Source organism: Bacillus sp. FSL H8-0516, assembly GCF_038635285.1.
GTDB lineage: Bacteria > Bacillota > Bacilli > Bacillales > Bacillaceae > Bacillus > Bacillus safensis.
Map to the genome: position 1 here is coordinate 2,284,245 of NZ_CP152051.1, position 19,057 is coordinate 2,303,301.

21 protein-coding genes are annotated in these 19,057 nt (G+C 41.4%); 6 read left to right on the top strand and 15 right to left on the bottom strand.

Going from position 1 to position 19,057, the window contains the following annotated elements; translation table 11 throughout:
- Nucleotides 1-175: 175 nt before the first annotated feature.
- Together MHB67_RS11515 and ispG are read left to right on the top strand one after the other, a co-directional pair.
- Nucleotides 176-478 (top strand): hypothetical protein, encoded by a 303-nt coding sequence (locus MHB67_RS11515; protein ID WP_151862654.1) that lies wholly within the window; start codon nt 176-178, stop codon nt 476-478.
- 105 nt (nt 479-583) lie between these two features.
- The gene (gene ispG / locus MHB67_RS11520; RefSeq protein WP_024423001.1) at nt 584-1,699 is read left to right on the top strand and encodes a flavodoxin-dependent (E)-4-hydroxy-3-methylbut-2-enyl-diphosphate synthase; all 1,116 of its coding nucleotides are present in this window, start codon (nt 584-586) and stop codon (nt 1,697-1,699) included.
- A gap of 43 nt (nt 1,700-1,742) precedes the next feature.
- On the opposite strand, the gene MHB67_RS11525 is transcribed toward ispG, so the two are convergent.
- Nucleotides 1,743-2,105, bottom strand: coding sequence for a DUF308 domain-containing protein (locus tag MHB67_RS11525; protein WP_024423002.1), 363 nt, complete (start codon nt 2,103-2,105; stop codon nt 1,743-1,745).
- 139 nt (nt 2,106-2,244) lie between these two features.
- On the opposite strand from MHB67_RS11525, the gene MHB67_RS11530 reads away from it, so the two are divergent.
- The gene (locus MHB67_RS11530; RefSeq protein ID WP_024423003.1) at nt 2,245-2,823 is read left to right on the top strand and encodes a nucleotidase; all 579 of its coding nucleotides are present in this window, start codon (nt 2,245-2,247) and stop codon (nt 2,821-2,823) included.
- Nucleotides 2,824-2,883: 60 nt separating this feature from the next.
- Here the strand turns inward: MHB67_RS11530 and MHB67_RS11535 are convergent, their stop codons facing one another.
- The 5 genes from MHB67_RS11535 to MHB67_RS11555 all read right to left on the bottom strand — a co-directional run bounded on the left by MHB67_RS11535 (nt 2,884) and on the right by MHB67_RS11555 (nt 6,980).
- Nucleotides 2,884-3,801 carry an ROK family protein gene (locus MHB67_RS11535; protein WP_257802623.1) on the bottom strand — a complete coding sequence of 306 codons (918 nt, stop codon included), beginning with the start codon at nt 3,799-3,801 and terminating at the stop codon, nt 2,884-2,886.
- Nucleotides 3,802-3,920: 119 nt separating this feature from the next.
- Nucleotides 3,921-4,349: a Fur family transcriptional regulator gene (locus tag MHB67_RS11540; protein ID WP_003217433.1), complete on the bottom strand. Its 429-nt coding sequence runs from the start codon at nt 4,347-4,349 to the stop codon at nt 3,921-3,923.
- Complete coding sequence (locus MHB67_RS11545) at nt 4,327-5,187, bottom strand: metal ABC transporter permease (RefSeq protein ID WP_024423005.1); 861 nt, start codon at nt 5,185-5,187, stop codon at nt 4,327-4,329. The genes MHB67_RS11540 and MHB67_RS11545 overlap by 23 nt, the downstream gene beginning before the upstream one ends.
- Nucleotides 5,187-5,963 (bottom strand): metal ABC transporter ATP-binding protein, encoded by a 777-nt coding sequence (locus MHB67_RS11550; RefSeq protein ID WP_024423006.1) that lies wholly within the window; start codon nt 5,961-5,963, stop codon nt 5,187-5,189. Before MHB67_RS11550 ends, MHB67_RS11545 begins: the two co-directional genes overlap by 1 nt.
- 135 nt (nt 5,964-6,098) lie before the next feature.
- A complete protein-coding gene (locus MHB67_RS11555; protein ID WP_024427967.1) occupies nt 6,099-6,980 on the bottom strand; it encodes a YitT family protein in 882 nt (293 codons plus the stop codon).
- Between the two features lie 140 nt (nt 6,981-7,120).
- Here MHB67_RS11555 and MHB67_RS11560 point away from each other — a divergent pair, with 140 nt between their 5' ends.
- Nucleotides 7,121-7,375 carry a DUF2624 domain-containing protein gene (locus tag MHB67_RS11560; RefSeq protein WP_024423008.1) on the top strand — a complete coding sequence of 85 codons (255 nt, stop codon included), beginning with the start codon at nt 7,121-7,123 and terminating at the stop codon, nt 7,373-7,375.
- Between the two features lie 48 nt (nt 7,376-7,423).
- On the opposite strand, the gene MHB67_RS11565 is transcribed toward MHB67_RS11560, so the two are convergent.
- On the bottom strand, nt 7,424-8,317 hold the full coding sequence (locus tag MHB67_RS11565) for a deoxyribonuclease IV (protein ID WP_342492525.1): 894 nt from the start codon (nt 8,315-8,317) through the stop codon (nt 7,424-7,426).
- A 9-nt stretch (nt 8,318-8,326) separates the two neighbouring features.
- Entirely contained in the window at nt 8,327-9,646 is a 1,320-nt protein-coding gene (locus MHB67_RS11570; protein WP_024423009.1) for a DEAD/DEAH box helicase, read from the bottom strand.
- Between the two features lie 155 nt (nt 9,647-9,801).
- Here MHB67_RS11570 and vrrA point away from each other — a divergent pair, with 155 nt between their 5' ends.
- Together vrrA and MHB67_RS11580 are read left to right on the top strand one after the other, a co-directional pair.
- On the top strand, nt 9,802-10,506 hold the full coding sequence (vrrA, locus tag MHB67_RS11575; RefSeq protein WP_342492526.1) for a VrrA/YqfQ family protein: 705 nt from the start codon (nt 9,802-9,804) through the stop codon (nt 10,504-10,506).
- Between the two features lie 157 nt (nt 10,507-10,663).
- The gene (locus MHB67_RS11580) at nt 10,664-11,608 is read left to right on the top strand and encodes a 4-hydroxy-3-methylbut-2-enyl diphosphate reductase (RefSeq protein ID WP_024423011.1); all 945 of its coding nucleotides are present in this window, start codon (nt 10,664-10,666) and stop codon (nt 11,606-11,608) included.
- A 37-nt stretch (nt 11,609-11,645) separates the two neighbouring features.
- Here MHB67_RS11580 and MHB67_RS11585 read toward each other — a convergent pair whose 3' ends face one another.
- The 7 genes from MHB67_RS11585 to MHB67_RS11615 form a co-directional block, all read right to left on the bottom strand.
- Nucleotides 11,646-12,767: a Nif3-like dinuclear metal center hexameric protein gene (locus MHB67_RS11585; protein WP_025092953.1), complete on the bottom strand. Its 1,122-nt coding sequence runs from the start codon at nt 12,765-12,767 to the stop codon at nt 11,646-11,648.
- Nucleotides 12,760-13,476, bottom strand: a complete 717-nt coding sequence (locus MHB67_RS11590; RefSeq protein WP_044332048.1) for a tRNA (adenine(22)-N(1))-methyltransferase TrmK — start codon at nt 13,474-13,476, stop codon at nt 12,760-12,762. Before MHB67_RS11590 ends, MHB67_RS11585 begins: the two co-directional genes overlap by 8 nt.
- A gap of 120 nt (nt 13,477-13,596) precedes the next feature.
- Complete coding sequence (gene cccA / locus MHB67_RS11595) at nt 13,597-13,956, bottom strand: cytochrome c550 (RefSeq protein WP_024423014.1); 360 nt, start codon at nt 13,954-13,956, stop codon at nt 13,597-13,599.
- 301 nt (nt 13,957-14,257) lie between these two features.
- Nucleotides 14,258-15,379, bottom strand: coding sequence for an RNA polymerase sigma factor RpoD (rpoD, locus tag MHB67_RS11600; RefSeq protein WP_008342392.1), 1,122 nt, complete (start codon nt 15,377-15,379; stop codon nt 14,258-14,260).
- A gap of 206 nt (nt 15,380-15,585) precedes the next feature.
- Nucleotides 15,586-17,415: a DNA primase gene (gene dnaG, locus MHB67_RS11605; RefSeq protein WP_024423015.1), complete on the bottom strand. Its 1,830-nt coding sequence runs from the start codon at nt 17,413-17,415 to the stop codon at nt 15,586-15,588.
- A gap of 33 nt (nt 17,416-17,448) precedes the next feature.
- Nucleotides 17,449-17,949, bottom strand: coding sequence for a YaiI/YqxD family protein (locus MHB67_RS11610; RefSeq protein WP_024423016.1), 501 nt, complete (start codon nt 17,947-17,949; stop codon nt 17,449-17,451).
- A gap of 261 nt (nt 17,950-18,210) precedes the next feature.
- A complete protein-coding gene (locus tag MHB67_RS11615) occupies nt 18,211-19,032 on the bottom strand; it encodes a pyruvate, water dikinase regulatory protein (protein ID WP_008342399.1) in 822 nt (273 codons plus the stop codon).
- Nucleotides 19,033-19,057: the final 25 nt, after the last annotated feature.

Here is a 19,057-nt window from a genome sequence, read left to right on the forward strand (position 1 = left end):
TCATCATCGTCATATGAGCTTGCCCTCCTATTTTCACCAACGAACCAAGCAGTTTTATTACAAGAGACATACTAGAACGAACTAGAACCACCCTTTCCAGCTTTTCTCCTCTTTTTGGTTCTATCATTTCAGGACATGCATAGACTGAAGTAAACTCTTAAAAGCGGTGAGTAAAATGCGGCGAATTCTTTTTTTACTAATCAGTTTGTTTGTCCTCTTTATTATCTTTTTTGATTTGAAAAATGGAACCATCCCTGTTGAGGGAAACCAAGCTGTCCCAGCAAGTGCGCTTCAAACAGCTGAGAAAAAGACTTATAAGAATGTCACTGTTAAACAAGGTGAAACGGTCCTCTCCATCGTACATACAAGCAAGCCACTTGATGATGTCATTAAAGATTTCGAGGAGCTGAATCAAGGTGTTAAGGCGAACGAAATCAGGGCAGGCAGCACATATAAGTTTCCTGTCTATAAGAGATAAAACGTTAATTCCTTGTCATTCATACAAAGAGACTGTTACAATATGAACTGTAAAACACGACGTACACGGCAAAGGATTGCTTGTACACTAAGGAGCGATTGACAAGTGAGTGAAGTCACACATCGTACTAAAACGCGTCCCGTCAAAGTGGGACCTTTAACTATAGGTGGAAATAATGAGGTTGTCATTCAAAGTATGGCAACAACCAAAACACATGATGTCGAAGCGACAGTCGCTGAAATTAAACGTTTAGAAGAGGCAGGCTGTCAAATCGTGCGTGTCGCATGTCCAGATGAGCGTGCAGCAAATGCAATTGCGGACATTAAAAAACAAATTAACATCCCGCTTGTTGTGGATATTCATTTTGACTACAAGCTTGCACTGAAAGCAATCGAAGCAGGCGCAGACAAAATCCGAATCAATCCAGGAAACATCGGAAGAAGAGAAAAAGTCGAAGCGGTTGTCAAAGCAGCAAAAGAAAAAGGCATTCCAATCCGTATTGGCGTAAACGCTGGTTCATTAGAGAAAAAGATTCTTGATAAATACGGCTATCCAACAGCAGATGGTATGGTCGAAAGTGCACTGCATCACATTAAAATTCTAGAAGACCTAGACTTTCATGACATCATCGTCAGTATGAAAGCATCTGATGTAAACCTTGCAATTGAAGCATACGAAAAAGCGGCTAAAGCCTTTGATTATCCTCTTCACCTTGGGATTACAGAATCAGGTACGTTATTTGCAGGTACAGTCAAAAGTGCAGCTGGACTTGGCGCTATTTTGAATATGGGGATTGGGAACACCCTCCGTATTTCATTAAGTGCTGACCCAGTTGAGGAAGTAAAAGTAGCACGTGAATTGTTGAAATCATTTGGTCTTGCATCAAATGCAGCAACACTGATCTCCTGCCCAACTTGTGGACGAATTGAAATTGACCTCATCAGCATTGCAAATGAAGTCGAAGAATATATTTCTAAAATCAAAGCACCGATTAAAGTTGCTGTTCTCGGCTGCGCTGTTAACGGTCCAGGTGAAGCACGTGAAGCGGATATCGGAATCGCAGGTGCTAGAGGCGAAGGCTTATTGTTCCGTAAAGGTGAAATTGTTCGTAAAGTACCGGAAGAAACAATGGTCGAAGAACTGAAAAAAGAAATCGATAAAATCGCTGAAGAACATTATGCGAAAATGGAAGCTGAAAAAGAAAAACAAGCGAATGCCTAACAAAAAACGCCTGACGTCATAGTCAGGCGTTTTTCTGTTCTTGTTAAAAGAACGGGGTGATAAATATGCCTAGGATAACGGAAACAATTCCGATCCCAATTGACCACGCGCCAAGCGCATGTGCTCCTTTTCTTCTTGCAATATAACCAACGACGATTGCCGCTACCCCTAATAGCACCGGCAAGACAAATAATGAGATAATCGCAATCGCGAGTGCTGTATAGCCTATCCCTTTACTGCCTGAATCGTCACCTGCTTGGTCACGTCCTCGTCTATCTTCTCGATCTCTTGAAGCTTGATATGGCTCTGCAATTTCAGCAGCTGTTTCCTCTAAATAGCCATCATCATTACTAAAATGTGTGTCGATTTCACGATCATTTCTTCTGAAATCCTCGTCTCTTTCCATGATCAATTCCCCCTTTTGGTTAATAGAAAGGAGCTTTTTTAGTATGAGCAAAAATGTCTGTTTCATGATTGCTAAAACTTGCTGGAATTGTGAATTGATTATGTTACACTTTAAGAGTATAAAAATGAGGAGTGTGGGCATGTTACGTTTAGGAATTGATATTGATGGTACAGTGACGGCACAGGACACCTTTGTTCCCTACTTAAATGAGTCGTTCCAATGTGCCATGACACTAGATGATATGACAGAGTATGATTTGACGAAGCTTTTAAAGATTTCTCAAGAAGAATTTTGGGGCTGGATGGATCAACACGAGCCTCTTATTTATAAACAGGCAAAGCCTGCTGAGGGTGCAAAAGAGATCCTCGACGAAATGAAGCTGCAGCACAGACTGATTTATATTACCGCAAGAAGGCAGCAGCATTCGGATATCACCTACAAGTGGTTTCAAGAACATGATGTGCACTATGATGCTATTGAGCTGGTTGGCGGTCATCATAAGCTGGAAGCCGTTCAAAAGCACAAGATTGATGTATTTTTTGAAGACCATCATGGCAATGCCACAATGATTGCAAAAGAAGCTGACATTCCGGTTATTCTTTTTAACTCCCCTTATAATCAAATGCCAATTGACGACAGAATTATTCGCGTGAACAACTGGCAGGAAGCGTCTCAATGGATCAAACAATACGAACAGCGTCTGCAAACTGCTTATTAATGTAACTGAGCGAGCACCGAAGCGGATTATTCGCGAGTCTACACGCTGAAGCCGATACATTTAATGTATCGGCTTTTGTGATGGAGCAAGCTGCCCTTCTTTCATGAGAAAATGGTACAGTGCCCCCTTCATGCCTGCCTGATTTAAGTAGTAGCAAGTTTCCAGCTTCACCTGAATGTTCTTCCACGCATGCAGTGTATGTAAATGTTTTTCAATGTTTTGTAATAAATCTGCTCTTGCACTTACGCCTCCGCCAATGAGGATTTTTTCTGGGTTAAGAACAGTTGCTACATTGTAAACGCCTATGGCTATTCGCTTGTACCATTGATCCATCAGCTTCTCAATGGCCGGATCATGCTTCGCCTTTTCAAAAATTTCTTGACCGTCTATTTGAGCACTTTGCGGAATTCCTTGCTTTTCTTTATAGCTCCGAATTAATCCAGCCGTTGAAGCGCTGCTGTTAAGAGTTGTAAACTGGCCATTTTCCGTCTCTGTCAGCATCATGCCAAATTCACCACCGCGGAAGGATGCACCGCGCACAAGCTGACCATTAGCAAAAATACCCCCGCCGACACCCGTGCCAATTGTCATACAAATAAAGCTATCACAATCTTTCGCATGACCGCTGTATTTTTCTGCGAGAGCTGCACAGTTCGCATCATTTTCCACTTCTACACGAAGAGACGTTTTCTCTTCTAAAAGTGTTTTTACATTTTGACCATTTAAGGCGATGATGGCGCCTGCAAATTCTGTATAACCTGATTCACTGTCCACAAAACCTGGAAGACTGATGGCGATACCGCTGACATCCTGCATCCTTTGATATTGCCTGACCACATCCGCCATGGCTTCTAAAAACGGTTCAAGCTGCCGGCAGTTCGTTTCATAGTCACCACTTGTGACAAGCTCCCCATCCTGATCCATTAATCCATGTTTTGTTCTCGTCCCGCCTACATCAAACACGACGTAATAGGCCACTTTTACCCCTCCTTTTACTTTAAAAAGTAGTACCTTAATCTCATTTTAATGAAACAGCCTCTCTTTGTAAAACGTTTTCAAAAGACAAAACAAAAAAGTCAGCTCCATGGCTGGCTTTTTCATGAGTGAACTTCCTTCGGTTCGCAAGAAGGACATGTTCCATATATTTCAAATTTATGTCCACTAATATGATAATCCTCTAAATCAGCGTCGAGCTTGTCCATAGGGCAGGCATCGATCTCTTTTGTTTTCCCGCATGTAAGACAAATAAAGTGATGGTGATGATGGGAAAATGAACATTTAAAACGGAAAAGTTTCTCCCCTGACAATTCCGTTGTTTCTAATATTCCAAGGTCTTCATATAGTGACAAGTTTCGATAAATTGTATCAAAGCTGAGACCCGGGTAGTCTTCACTTAGTGCCGTCAGCACATTTTTAGCGGTCAAGTATTTATCAGAATCAGAAAACAATTGAAGCATGTCTTCACGTTTGCTTGTATATTTGTAGCCTTTTTCCTTTAATAAATCAAGCGCTTCTTGTACGTTCATGTTGATTCCCCCTTCTGAATTTCCCAATACTAATACACCCGATTAAAATCAAGATCGACAGCATCACAATGGTTCCGCCTGGCGCTAAATCAAGATAATAGCTTAAAATCAATCCGGCCAATACAGACAATTCACCAAACAAGATCGAAAGGAAAATCGCCTGTTTGAATCCTTTGGCAATGCGGATACTTGCCGCAACAGGAAGCGTCATGAGCGCCGACACAAGCAGTGTACCGACGATACGCATCGATGCCGCAATGACAAGTGCAACAACTAAGATAAAAATAAAATGAATCCATTTTGCTGAAATACCAGAAGCCTTTGCATGCTCTTCATCAAAAGAAAGCAGAAACAATTCTTTATATAAAAGCACAACAACTAACACAACAACGAGTGAGATCCCTACAATAATCCAAAGATCAAGTCTTGAAACCGCACTGACACTTCCGAATAAATAACTAAACAAATCTGTATTAAAGCCATTCGCCAGTGAAATGAAGATGACGGAAATCCCAATACCACCTGATAAGATGATGGGAATGGCAAGCTCCTGATAATGCTTATACACGGAGCGCAAGCGTTCAATAAACAATGAACCTGCAACAGAAAAAGCCATCCCTAAGTAGAGCGGGCTTACCCCTGTCAAAAGGCCAAACTTTTTATCAAGAAATAAACTTGCGGCAATACCGGCAAGTGATACGTGACTGAGGGCATCTGCAATAAGCGAAAGCCTTCTTACGACAATAAATACACCAAGTAAGGGTGCAATAAAACCAATCAGTAACCCTGCGATAAACGCATTTTGTAAAAATTCATAATGAAAAAATGGAAATAGCATTATTCATGTCCCCCATGATGGTGATGATCGTGATGAATCACTTGAATGTCATGCCCGTAAAATTGGGATAGCGCCTGATCATCCATTGAATCAAACGCTTCTGCATCCCCGTGAAAATGCAGTGTCTGATTTAAACAAGCCACATGGGTGACTTTATCAGAAACGGTGCCAACGTCGTGTGTGACGAGAATTAAAGACATTCCTTTTTCTTTGTTCAATGTTTCGAGCAGCTGATAAAAGCCTTCTACTGTCCGCTGGTCTACTCCAACCGTGGGCTCATCCAAAATGAGCAGCTTCGGCTGACTGACAAGCGCACGGGCAATAAATGCACGCTGCTGCTGCCCGCCAGAAAGCTCACCGATGTTTTGATGCTTTAAATCCTGTATGCCAACTGAGCGAATGGCATCTTCCACTTGCCATTTATCCTGTTTGCTCATTCGTTTAAACAAACCAATTTTTGCGGTCAGTCCGCTTGCGACGACCTCATATACAGAAGCAGGGAAACCTGTATTAAAGCTATTCGCCTTTTGAGAAACAAATCCAATTTGATCCCAGTCTCTAAATTTTGAGACAGGCGTGCCAAATAGCTTTAATTCACCCTGCTGCGGTTTAATGAGCCCAAGCAGGCATTTTAATAAGGTTGTTTTACCAGAACCATTCGGTCCAACAAGTGCTAGAAAGTTTCCTTCCTCTACTGTTAAATGAATGTGATCAATGACATTTCGCTGTCCATACGAGTACGAAATGTCCTTCATTTCAATAATTGGCTTTGCCATGAATCTTTCCACCTTTAATCAATATAAAAAGAATGATTACGATTTATACAACAAAAAGAAAATGGCTTTTGCCATTTTCTCTGTCCATACATACATTTCATTATATAAAAGAAAGATAAAAAAGTAAAATAAAAGCTAATGAATGGCTGTTTTGAACTTACCGCCTTTTGTTTCATGCGTATCCATAATCGTGATAAATGCTTGGTCATCAATTTCAAATACAATAGATTTCAGCTTTGTAATTTCAAGCCTTGTGACAACGGCGTAGATGACATCTTTTTCTTCATCTGTATAGCCGCCTTTTCCTCTCAGCTTTGTCGTTCCCCTGCCGAGTCGATGCAGAATCGCATCTGAAATTTCATCATAATAGTCTGAGACGATAATGACAGCTTTTGTTTCATCAAGCCCTTGAATGACAGCATCAATTGTTTTCATTGCCAAATAATATGTCATGACAGAATACATAGCCTGCTCTGGTCCAAAAACAAAGCCCGCCCAAATAAAAATGAACACATTGACGATCATGACAAACTCACCGACGGAAAAAGGAATTTTTTTCGTCAGAAGAATTCCCAAGATCTCTGTTCCATCCATTGAACCTCCATTACGGATGACAAGTCCAACACCAAATCCAAGTAATAGTCCGCCAAATACAGTGGCTAAGATCGGCTGTGTTGTAAATGCCTCCACATGATGAAGTGAAGATTCAATCACGGCTAAGCTGACAATCCCAATCACAGTGGAAATCAGAAAGGTTTTCCCAATATGCTTGTATCCTGATATCATAAATGGAATATTTAAAATGACAACAATCGTCGCAAAATTAATAAACGGGTTATCTGTAAAGAGATAATCCAAAATAAGCGAAATGCCGATGATGCCCCCATCAATAATATTGTTTGGCACTAAAAATAATTCAATGCTGACTGCTGCACATGCAGCTCCTACTAGAATCAGAAAAATTCTCAAAATAAAATGAGGCACTGATTCCTTTCTATGCTGTTTACTATTTGCCATACGTTCTCCCTTCTACACAAGTTAAATTTTCAATGAACATTTTATCCACTTTACTATTTTATCATTTCACAGAATAAAATAAAATTTTTTGCACATTTTCCGTTTTCGCCCATACATTGTTACAGAGGGGAGGAATGGAATTGATTTTAATTCAAAAAATTGTCCTGCAGCGGCTCAATCAGATCACAGCAAATGATCTGTTAAGGTATGCGAAACAGTATGGCGTCAGTTTAACGTCTCATCAAGCTGCTGAGGTGGCCAAACTCATGAACGGGAAAAACATCAATATTTTTAATGACTCAGAGCGCAACCGGCTTCTTAAGCAAGTAGAAGCGATTACTTCTAAACAGACAGCACAGACTGTGAATGATTTGTTTAACCAGTTTACAAGTTAAGCAAAAAAGGGCCGCATTTAGCGGCACCTCAACATGTTGCATCCTTTTTTACTGACCCGTAATTTTATCTAGTAAGCCTTCATCAAATTGCTTTTCTTTCAGCATGGCAATTTCGAATTTGTAAGGTGGTTTTTTGTTCTTTTTATCTTCACCTACATAAGGCGTTTCTAGAATTTTCGGCACATCTTGAAGCTGCGGATGATGCACAATATAGCTCAGTGCATCGAAACCAATTTCACCAAAACCGATATTTTCATGTCGGTCTTTTCTTGCGCCTTGCACATTTTTACTGTCATTAATATGAAGAACTTTGATTCGGTCAATACCAACAATTCGATCAAATTCTTCTAATACACCATCAAAGTCACTCACAATCGGATAACCAGCATCGTGCGTGTGACACGTATCAAAGCAGACAGAAAGAGCTTCGTTATGTGTCACTCCGTCGATAATTTGGGCAAGCTCTTCAAAGCTTCTTCCGCACTCTGATCCTTTTCCCGCCATTGTTTCAAGTGCAATTTGAACCTCTTGACCTTTCACAATGACTTCGTTTAAACCTTCAATGATTTTTTGAATTCCTGCTTCTGCTCCTGCTCCGACATGCGCACCCGGGTGGAGAACAATTTGTCTTGCTCCCAGCGCTTCCGTACGCTCAATCTCAGAGCGAAGGAAGTCTACACCAAGCTCAAATGTCGCTGGATTCACTGTATTTCCAATATTGATAATATACGGAGCATGCACGACGATATCCGTCATGCCATGCTCTTTCATATGCGCTTGTCCTGCTTTAATATTGAGGTCTTCAATTTTTTTACGGCGCGTATTTTGCGGTGCACCTGTATAAATCATAAACGTATTCGAACCATAAGAGACAGCTTCCTCACTCGCTGCAAGAAGCATATGTTTTCCGCTCATGGATACATGTGAACCAATCTTTAACAATGTTTCCCCCTACTTTCCATTACGCTTTGACTTTCTACGTTCCTGTCTTTTGATTTTATCCATCTCACGTGTCATTTTCTTTTTATATCCAGGTTTGACGGCTTTCGGTTTTCTCACAAGACGTTTTGCTTTTTCTTCAATTTCATTTGGGGCTTTTTTACGTCTTTGACGCTTCAGACGGTCATCTGCATCTCGCCATTCGCCATGAACAATGGTTTTGTTTTCAAACACAACGCCCATTTTCTCAATTTGAATGAGTGCATCCTCATCAGCCAGCTCATAAATGGTCATGGCAATTCCAGAAGAACCCGCACGAGCTGTTCTTCCAACGCGGTGCACATAAAAATCAAGATCAGATGGAAGTTCATAGTTAATCACGTGGCTGACGCCTTTAATGTCAATCCCGCGAGCTGCAAGATCAGATGCCACAATATAAGTGAACTCCAAATCTTCAATTTGTTTCATGACTTTTTTACGTTCGCGCGGCGTCAATCCGCCATGGAGCACACCGATTTTCATTCCTTTTTCTTGTAGAAACGATGCGATTTCATCAACAGTTGTTTTTGTATTGGCAAAAATGATCCCTAAATATGGCTGTACATTCGTCACCATTTCATGGAGCAATTTTAATTTATCACGCTGTTTAGACGGAACTAAAATATGCTGAATGTTTTCAGCTGTAATCCGTCTTGGTTCAACATGTGCATACTTTGGATTGTCCATATATTTTTTCAGGAAAGGCTTTAGTTTTTCTGGGATGGTTGCAGAGAACACAAGCATTTGCAGCTGTTCTGGCATTTGTGCACCGATACGGTCCACATCTTCTAAAAATCCCATATCCAACATTAAATCAGCCTCATCAATAACAAGAGAGGTCGCTTTGTAAACATTCAGCGCCTGCTCATGAATGAGGTCAGCAATACGTCCAGGTGTACCGACAACCAAATGCGGCTGGTTTTTTAGCTTTTGAATTGATTTCTGCTTGTCCGTTCCGCCAATGTAAAGCTTTGCTTTGATCTCTTCTTCTGGAGAAGCATTCTTTAAAATCGTTTGAGCTTCTTTGAAAATTTGATTGGCTAATTCTCTTGTAGGTGCAGTAATCACCACTTGTACCTGTTCTTTGCTTGGATCAATTGAATGAATCAGCGGCAGTAAGTAGGCATGAGTTTTTCCTGTTCCGGTTTGTGACTGGCCAATCACGCTTTCTCCTTTTAAAACAGCAGGGATGATTCTTTTTTGAATATCAGTCGGCTCATAAAAGCCTAGTTCATGAATAGCATCTATAATAAAAGGCTTTAATTCATATGTCGTAAATTTCGTTTCTTTCATGTTTTCACTCCTTAAGGCAATGCCTTTTTGCTCATCTCCTCATTATAGCTGATTTTCAGTAAAAAAACCATGTCCGCTTTTCCTACAGGAAACCAATTGGTGCTTCCTTGCATAACCTATGAAGAGAAAGAGAATGCAGTAAGGGAGGTACAAGTATGTTAGGGCAAAGGCCTATGGGCGATTTTCAGCCGCGCCGTCCCTCACGCCGGCACCTTGGAAATGGCGGACAGCCCAGAATGTTTCAAAGAGGGCAGCAGCCTCCTATCCAGCAGCCTTTTCAAGGGCAAGGCAATCCATTTCAGCAAATGATGCCTCGCTCCCCATCTGTACAGGGAGGCGGTTTACCCGGGATGGGCGGAATTCCAGGAGGTGAGAGCCGTGCACTAGGCGGCGGCGCAGGAATTAAAGGCATGCTCTCTAAATTTCTTCCTGGCGCAGGAGGAGCTGGAGTCTCTGGAGGTGGTGCGGGATTACAAGGAATCCAGAGCTTCACAAATCCTGCGACCCTCTCAAGCATGTTAGGAAATGTTCAAAAAGTGCTCGGGATGGCGCAGCAATTTACGCCAATGATTCAGCAATACGGTCCTTTAGTGAGAAATTTGCCGGCGATGATTAAACTGTACAGCCAGCTTGGCAGTGCGGATGATGATGAAGAAAGTGCAAATGATGCTGATGTAGAATCAACGGAGACCAGCGCGGAAACAGAAGTGCACGAGGAAGAAGCACAAACTGACAAAATAGAAAAAAATAAAGAACCAGAAGACATCCTCGTCAAAAAAACAGCACCTCACACATCATCTGTTCCTGAAGCAAAACCGAAAAAAAGATCTGGCAGCTCTGTTCCAAAACTATATGTCTAGTGATCTTTTAACGGCGAAGTGTTCACTGCGTATAACAATCTTTGATATATACGCTTACTTTGGCTATAATGGAAGCAAGAGAATGATAAAAAGCCGTTTTTTACGGCTTTTTATATTGTTCTTCTCTAGCAGCACTTCCCTACAGGAGGACGAATAAATGAATGTAATTAAAATATCGCCGCGTGGCTATTGCTATGGCGTTGTAGATGCAATGGTCATTGCTAAAAATGCCGCACTTGATAAGAACTTGCCACGCCCAATTTATATATTAGGTATGATTGTGCACAACAAACATGTCACTGATGCCTTCGAAGAAGATGGTATTTATACACTGGACGGACCAAACCGCTTAGACATTTTAAAGCAGGTTGAAAGTGGAACAGTCATTTTCACAGCTCATGGCGTTTCTCCTGAGGTCCGTCAAATCGCAGAAGAAAAAGGCCTTGTCGCCATTGATGCGACCTGTCCCGATGTAACGAAAACACACGAACTCATTTCAGAGAAAACAGCCGATGGCTATGACATTATTTATATTGGGAAAAAGGGTCATCCTGAGCCAGAAGGAGCTGTCGGAGTAGCCCCTGACAAGGTACATCTTGTCGAAACAGAAGCTGACATTGAGGCACTCGATTTAACATCAGAAAAACTGCTCATCACGAACCAAACGACGATGTCTCAATGGGATGTCCACGACCTGATGGAGCTGATTAAAGAGAAATACCCTCACGTCGAGTATCATCAAGAAATTTGCCTTGCGACACAGGTGCGTCAGGAAGCTGTATCGCAGCAAGCTGGCCAAGCCGATTTAACCATTGTTGTCGGCGATCCAAAAAGTAATAACTCTAACCGTCTCGCACAAGTGTCAATGGAGATTGCCGGAACGCAGGCTTACCGTATTGGCGACTTAAGTGAACTCAAGCTGGAATGGCTGCAGGGCGTCAAAACCGTTGCCGTTACTGCTGGTGCTTCAACACCAACACCTATTACAAAGGAAGTCATTCGTTTCTTAGAAAACTATGAACCAGATGATGAAACAACTTGGAAGATTGAACGAACCGTCCCTCTTTCTAAAATTTTACCTCGCGTCAAAACAAAGAAATAAGAAAACGTCAGAGCGGATATGCTCTGACGTTTTTTGTTTACATAAATTGAAATGGGTTTGTGTTTGATTCAGAAACAAAGAGCTGTACGTCATATTTTTTATCCGCACATAGCGATTGAAGCTTCGCCTTTACGCCCTCTTTCATAATCTTTTCAGCATAATGTCCTGGGTCCACAACGTTCAGCCCTAGCATCATGGCATCGTGCGCAACATGGAAATAAAGGTCTCCTGTCACATACACATCTGCACCCATTCTTTTCGCTTGATGGATATATTTATTTCCGTCTCCGCCAAGCACCGCCACTTTTTTCACAACAGCGTTTTGGTCTCCTACAAAACGAGCACCATTCACATCTAGCTTCGTTTTCACAAATTGCGTGAAATCTCTTAGTGTCATTGGCTCATTTAGCTCTCCAATACGGCCAAGACCTTTTTGAATAGGAGGAAGGTCTGTCGTGTGTACACTATAGGCGACTTCTTCATAAGGATGTGCTTTGATCATTTCGCGAATCACTTGTTTTTCTATACTTGCTGGGAAAATGGTTTCAATCCGCACTTCTTTCACAAATTCTAATTGACCCGACTCACCAATAAACGGCTCAGCTTCTTCTGATGGCAGAAAGCTGCCTGTCCCTTCATTTGAAAACGCACAATGGCTGTAGTTGCCGATATGGCCGGCGCCCGCATTTCCTAAAGCTGTCCGGATGGCCTCTTCAAATTCCTCTGGGACATACAGAGCAAGCTGTTTGATCGGATCTTCATATGTCGGCACTAACACTCTTGTTTCTTCGAGCTCTAAGGCCTCAGCAAGCAGGTCATTGACTCCGCCATCAGCTACGTCTAAATTCGTATGTGCCACATATACCGCAATATCATGTTTGATGCATTTTTCAATGATCCGTCCAGCCGGCTGATCCGTCGCTACATGTTTTAATGGTCGAAAAATCGGCGGATGGTGAGCAATAATAAGATCCACTTTTCGCTCGATCGCCTCATCTACTACATTCTCTAATACATCCAAGGTGATCATCACATTGGTTACTTTTTTATTTAAAGTCCCAATCTGAAGACCAATTTTATCCCCTTCCATGGCGTACGCCTTTGGTGAGAATTGTTCAAACAATTGGATGATTTCATGCCCATTTACTGTTTTAGCCAACAGTCAAAACCTCCTTTAGCATCTTTATTTTCTCATTCAGCTCTTCAAGGCGTTCTTTATTTTCTTCTGTCCGCGCCGCCTGCTGAATTTGACTTTCTATCTTCTCCATATGCTGAAGCTCTTGCATCCACTTGCGCTGGAAAACGTCATTTTGCTCTTTCGCAAGAAACGGACCTACCAGTATGCCTGCTTCAAGTGACATTCCTTTATAGGCTTTATCTTTATCGCCTTTTTCTGCGATGATGATTTCGTATATTTTGCCGTCCTCTTCTAAAATGACTTCATCTATCAATTCATACCCCTCTTGATAAAGCCATAAACGAATATGGTGGGCATGGATATTCGGCTGTAGAATGAGCCGCTCATGGCCGGCGAGCTTATGTCTTCCTTCATTTAGAATGCTTGCGATGAGTGCCCCGCCCATACCTGCAATCGTCACTGCATTCACTTCGCCTTTTTCAATGACTTCAAGGCCATTTCCTTTTCTGACCGATATCTGTTCATCTAATTCAAGTCTATGTACTTGCTGCTGCGCCGATTGAAGCGGTCCATCAGTAATTTCACCAGCAATGGCTTTCACTGCTTTTTGATGCAGAATCGCATAGCATGGCAAATAGGCATGGTCTGAGCCGATATCAGCGAAGACTGCCTCATCTGGTAAAAAGTCCGCGACTTTTTTTAATCGTTTCGATAAATTCATTTCATTCATACGTATCACTACTTTTCTTTAATGTTCATACTTGTCTATCTTATATAAATTATGGACTTTTTAAAAGTCGTTTTCAAATGAAAAAAGCTCTTCTTTTGAAAAAGAGCTTTTTGTGTAAGATTATTTAATTTTAGACACCCATTCCGCCATTTCATCGAGCTTTTCATTTGGAATCAGCCCGCCTGGCATCCCGTTGCCGCCTTCTTGAATTTTCTTCTTGATGTCAGCTACTTCAAGCTTGTCTCCAACACCTTTTAATGCAGGACCTGCGCCGCCTTCATAGTTTTCCCCGTGACAGCTTATGCAGTTCTGCTTATACAATTCTTCCGGCGTTGCATTTGCTGTCTCTTCTTGCTTTTGCTCTTTGCCCCCAGAGGCAATTTTTTCTTCATCTTTCAGCCCCTTCATTGATAAGAAAAAAGTGAGTCCAATACCTAAAATGGCAATCAATAAAAATGGTATAAGTGGATTCCGTTTCATTTCTTTCATCCTCCCCTTTGTGAAAACCCCTTTGAGACTATGCAAACAATTCTAATTCTACTTTAATTTTACAAAAAGTAAACGAATTATGATACAAAACTTTGGTCAAGTTCACAGATTAGACAAAAATGATTCTAGATGAGAAATGAAGTCTTCAGCACATTTAGATGTATTTTTTATACATCTTTTCTCTAAGAACGTTGCAAATTCATTTGTTATTCAGTAAAATATAATCAGATTGAAAAAAGCGTTTTCATTTTTGATAAGAAAGAACGGATCTCTTTCAAGATCCGTCCGGTTTCTACTCTAAGAAGTCTTTTAATCGTTTACTTCTGCTTGGGTGTCTTAATTTACGAAGAGCTTTCGCTTCAATTTGTCTGATACGCTCTCTTGTTACGCCGAACACCTTTCCAACCTCTTCTAACGTGCGAGTTCTTCCGTCGTCTAGTCCGAAACGTAGTCTTAGCACATTTTCTTCACGGTCCGTCAGCGTGTCTAATACATCTTCAAGCTGCTCTTTTAAGAGTTCGTACGCAGCGTGGTCAGATGGAGATGTCGCCTCTTGGTCTTCGATAAAATCACCAAGATGCGAGTCATCTTCTTCACCAATAGGTGTTTCTAAAGATACAGGCTCTTGCGCAATTTTAAGGATCTCTCTTACCTTTTCTGGAGTTAAATCCATGTCTTCAGCAATTTCCTCAGGCGTTGGTTCTCTGCCTAGGTCTTGCAGAAGCTGTCTTTGAACACGGATCAATTTATTAATCGTTTCCACCATATGAACCGGGATCCGGATTGTTCTCGCCTGATCGGCAATCGCACGTGTGATCGCCTGTCTAATCCACCAAGTCGCATATGTTGAGAATTTATATCCTTTGCGGTAATCAAACTTCTCAACCGCCTTCATCAGACCCATGTTTCCTTCTTGAATCAAGTCAAGGAACAGCATACCACGACCGACATAGCGTTTCGCAATGCTGACAACGAGACGAAGGTTCGCTTCCGCTAATCTTCTTTTTGATTCCTCATCGCCCTCTTCGATCTTTTGAGCATACGTAATTTCTTCTTTAGCAGATAACAAATTGACGCGTCCGATTTCTTTTAAGTACATACGAACAGGATCATTGATTTTGACACCTGGTGGTACGCTTAAATCATTCAGGTCAAATTCTTCTTCTGCTTTAGCCAGCTGCTGAACATTTGGGTCCTCTGTCTCTTCGTTTTCACTAATGAGCTCTACACCCTGTTCGCCTAAGTATTCATAGTATTCATCCATTTGGTCTGATTCAATTTCAAAGCTAGACATACGCTCTGCAATTTCTTCGTATGTTAAAACGCCCCGTTTTTTACCCGTTTCAGTGAGCTTATCTCTCACCTGTTCAAAGGTTAATTCAGTTTCGGTTTCGTGGGCTTGTTTATCAGCCATTATGGATCCCTCCTTCCAAAGCTTGCAACGAATTCTAAAGTAACTTGCGATTTACTTCCGTCCTGCTTTTCTCTCTCTATCAAACAGCTGACGAAGCAAATAGGAAATAAAATAAATAATGATGAAGGCAAGATGCTTGCGGTCTTATGCTCCTCCCGTAAAGGATTCATTGCCAGCCGTAAGTCCTGTCATTAATAATAGACGTATTACTTCAGCGAACGGTTCAACTGAATAATTTCTTTTGCAAGTGTTGCCGCTTTGAAGAAATCTTTTTGCCTCTCCGCTTCTGCACGTTCTAGTTCTTTTTCCTTTATCATTGACAAATTCCGATGATTCAACACTTTTTTTACATAATCACTTAATTCAGCTTCACTTAGTTCGTCTCCGACTTGAATCATCAATATATCCGTCAACAGCTGATTCATGACATCATCTTCTATCCGGTTCATCAGGTGCTGCGGCGTTGGTTCTTTGCCTTCTTCATACAAGGCATAAATGTACGTTGCCAGCGCCCTGTGCGAATCTATATTAAATTCAATCCCGATTCTGTCAAGTACTTTGCGGATCACGTCATCGCTTTTTAACATATGAGCAAGCAGCATTCGCTCTGCATTTTCATATGCCGGCCGCAGACGCTTTCTTCTCACTTGTGTTGACAGATGTGCACGACGTTTTTCAAGCCCGTTTTCTTCCTGCGTGCTTTTGGTTTCTTGCCGCTGCTGTTTTTCAAACAGCTCCAGTTGTTCTTTTAATGAATCAAGTGAGATCGAAAACTCCCCAGCAAGCTGTTTCATGTAAATCTCTTGCTCCAAAGAGCCGTTTAACCGGCTGATTTCTCGGAGAACCTGCTTCATATAAGTAAGACGGTCTCCTTCGTCTGATAAGTTTTTTCCTCTTCGGAAAAAATTCATCTTAAACGTCATTAATGTCACACTTGCATCTATGATGTCATTCCTAAATTTCTCGCCGCCATATTTACGAATGTAATCATCTGGATCAAGTCCATCTGGTATCATGGCAACGCGAACTTTACATCCTCTTTTTCCAAGCAAATCTGATGCTTTCATGGTCGCTTCGTATCCGGCCGTATCAGAGTCATAGCAAAGGATGATCTCTTCTACGTTCCGCCTGAGAAGCTTTACGTGCTCTTCTGTAAGAGACGTACCCATTGTTGCAACACTTTCACCGACACCTGATGTAACAGCTGAGATGACGTCTGCAAATCCTTCAAAAAGAACCGCCCGTTCGCGTTTACGAATATGCATACGTGCGTCATGAAAGTGATAAAGCAGCTTACTTTTATGAAAAAGCGGCGTTTCAGGACTATTCATATATTTAGGCTGCTGATCACCAAGCGATCTTCCGGAAAAAGCGATGACCGTTCCATGATGATCATGAATGGGAAACATGACACGATCTCTAAAGCGGTCAAAAAAGCCTGTGCCGTTTTCACGTTGAATCAAAAGACCAGCCTTCTCCATCATCACAGGATCAAATCCTCGTTTTTCTAAAAACTTGGTCACGAAATCCCAAGAATCAAGAGCATACCCGATCTCAAACTTGGCAATTGTTTCATCCGTAAAGCCTCTGGACCGTAAATAATCGAGTGCGTTTTGACCTTCCTTTGTATTTACCAGCAAATGGTGGTAAAATTTCTTAAGAAGCTCATGGGCCTCAATCATTTTATGATCTGCAGTGTCCTCTTGCTGAGAGGAACTCATCTGAGCATTCGCCACCTGATCAGGCAGATCAATATGGTACTTATCAGCCACATGTGAAACGGCTTCAATAAATGAGTAGCCTTCCATTTGTCTGAGGAAAGAAAACACATTGCCTCCTGCACCACAGCCAAAACAATGGAAGATTTGCTTATCTGCTGAAACAGAGAATGAAGGAGTATTTTCACCATGGAATGGACAAAGACCGAAGTAATTTCGACCTTGCTTTCTAAGCTGTACGTATTCTCCAATCACTTCGACAATGTCTGCGTTTTTTTGGATCTGCTCCAAAAGTTCATCTGGTATACGTTTGCTCATCCTAATAACACTCCGTCGTACATTATTCGCCTTTTAATTTAAAAATCCTTCATGATTCGACAGGATTTTTTGTAGTTGCGCCATAAATCGCTTCTTATCCTCTTCTAAAAGCTTTTTGGGACCTTTTCCGTATACACCTTTTCTTCGCTGTTTGCTGGAAACATGCCTGCGTTCCAAATCAAAATCAATTGTTTCGTTTGTGTACATTCGTCCTCTTTCAGACAGAACAATGACCTGTCTCGGAAGCAGTAAGGAGGCAAGACCAATATCTTGGGTGACGACAATATCATGTGCGGCAGCTGAGTTTGCAATGACTAAATCCGCTGCTTCCTTATGTGTATCAACAAACCGCCAATCTTCAAGTGGAGATCTTTTGGTTTGAAAATGCTCATATGAAGCAATGAACGTCACTGGTACTTGAAATTGAGATGCGACAGAAAGGATTTCGTCTTTTACAGGACAAGCATCTGCATCGACATAAATCGTCCTCTCTTTTTTACGTTCATTCAGGTGACTAATTCTCCATCCCTCCACCTTATTCCTGCTTTAGAGAAGCAAAAAGACCATACTTTTCCCCTATAAAGCAATCAACAGTAAAACTCATTTTGTCGAAAAGTTATGTTCAGAATCACTTGACTTCTGCCAATATTAGTTTATTCGTTCTTGACTTAACTTAAACCTAAAATCAATCATTTTATCACAATTTTTTATTATAATACAAATGCAGCAAATATGCCATTGTTTTTGTTTACCCGTTTCCCACCATAGGAAAAACCCAGGAGGAGCATCCTGAGTTTATTCGGAACCTCTTTTGGTCAGCATTTGATGAATGACATTTGCCGTTTCCTCAACTGCTTTATTCGATACATCAACGACTTGACAGTTAATGCGGTCAACCACTTTTTCAAAATACTCTAGTTCCTCTTTAATCCGCTCAATGTTCGCATAAATAGCGCGATCATTTAAACCAAGAGATTTTAAACGCTCTTTGCGAATATGATTTAGTTTGTCTGGACTAATTTTCAAACCGATACATTTCTTCGGATCAACTGAAAATAACTCTTCTGGCGGATCAACTTCAGGTACAATTGGAACGTTCGCTACCTTCAGCCGTTTATGTGCCAAATATTGAGATAATGGTGTCTTAGACGTGCGCGATACACCAATGAGTACAATATCAGCCTTTAGAATACCTCTAGGGTCTCTGCCGTCATCGTATTTCACAGCGAACTCGATGGCTTCTACCTTTTTAAAATAGTCCTCATCTAATTGACGTACACGACCCGGCTCATGTTTCGCTTCATTTCCATATGCCGTCTCCATTTTATCAATGAGCGGACCGATGATGTCATAATAAACGACACCGTTTGCTTCTGCTTCCTCGATTAAGAATTGGCGCATTTCTGGCACAACAAGAGTAAAGCAGACGATCCCATTATCTGCTTTCGCCAGTGAAATGACTTCTTTAATCGTACCAACATCCTCTACATACGGGATTCTTCTAATATTTGAATGGTCTGATGAGCCGCCATCAAATTGGCTAAGTGCCGCTTTGACCACGAGCTCTGCCGTTTCTCCAACTGAATCTGATACCACAAAAATTACGCGATTACTCATAACATCCCCTCGCAGTCTTCTGTCA

Bases quoted from the DNA above. Each gene is read 5' to 3' on its own strand.
- cccA (WP_024423014.1), bottom strand. From the start codon at position 13,956: ATGAAACGGAATCCACTTATACCATTTTTATTGATTGCCATTTTAGGT.
- MHB67_RS11580 (WP_024423011.1), top strand. From the start codon at position 10,664: ATGAATGTAATTAAAATATCGCCGCGTGGCTATTGCTATGGCGTTGTA.
- MHB67_RS11545 (WP_024423005.1), bottom strand. From the start codon at position 5,187: ATGCTATTTCCATTTTTTCATTATGAATTTTTACAAAATGCGTTTATC.
- MHB67_RS11590 (WP_044332048.1), bottom strand. From the start codon at position 13,476: ATGAATGAAATGAATTTATCGAAACGATTAAAAAAAGTCGCGGACTTT.
- MHB67_RS11555 (WP_024427967.1), bottom strand. From the start codon at position 6,980: ATGGCAAATAGTAAACAGCATAGAAAGGAATCAGTGCCTCATTTTATT.
- MHB67_RS11515 (WP_151862654.1), top strand. From the start codon at position 176: ATGCGGCGAATTCTTTTTTTACTAATCAGTTTGTTTGTCCTCTTTATT.
- dnaG (WP_024423015.1), bottom strand. From the start codon at position 17,415: ATGAGCAAACGTATACCAGATGAACTTTTGGAGCAGATCCAAAAAAAC.
- MHB67_RS11550 (WP_024423006.1), bottom strand. From the start codon at position 5,963: ATGGCAAAGCCAATTATTGAAATGAAGGACATTTCGTACTCGTATGGA.
- MHB67_RS11570 (WP_024423009.1), bottom strand. From the start codon at position 9,646: ATGAAAGAAACGAAATTTACGACATATGAATTAAAGCCTTTTATTATA.
- MHB67_RS11530 (WP_024423003.1), top strand. From the start codon at position 2,245: ATGTTACGTTTAGGAATTGATATTGATGGTACAGTGACGGCACAGGAC.
- MHB67_RS11540 (WP_003217433.1), bottom strand. From the start codon at position 4,349: ATGAACGTACAAGAAGCGCTTGATTTATTAAAGGAAAAAGGCTACAAA.
- rpoD (WP_008342392.1), bottom strand. From the start codon at position 15,379: ATGGCTGATAAACAAGCCCACGAAACCGAAACTGAATTAACCTTTGAA.
- MHB67_RS11615 (WP_008342399.1), bottom strand. From the start codon at position 19,032: ATGAGTAATCGCGTAATTTTTGTGGTATCAGATTCAGTTGGAGAAACG.
- vrrA (WP_342492526.1), top strand. From the start codon at position 9,802: ATGTTAGGGCAAAGGCCTATGGGCGATTTTCAGCCGCGCCGTCCCTCA.
- MHB67_RS11525 (WP_024423002.1), bottom strand. From the start codon at position 2,105: ATGGAAAGAGACGAGGATTTCAGAAGAAATGATCGTGAAATCGACACA.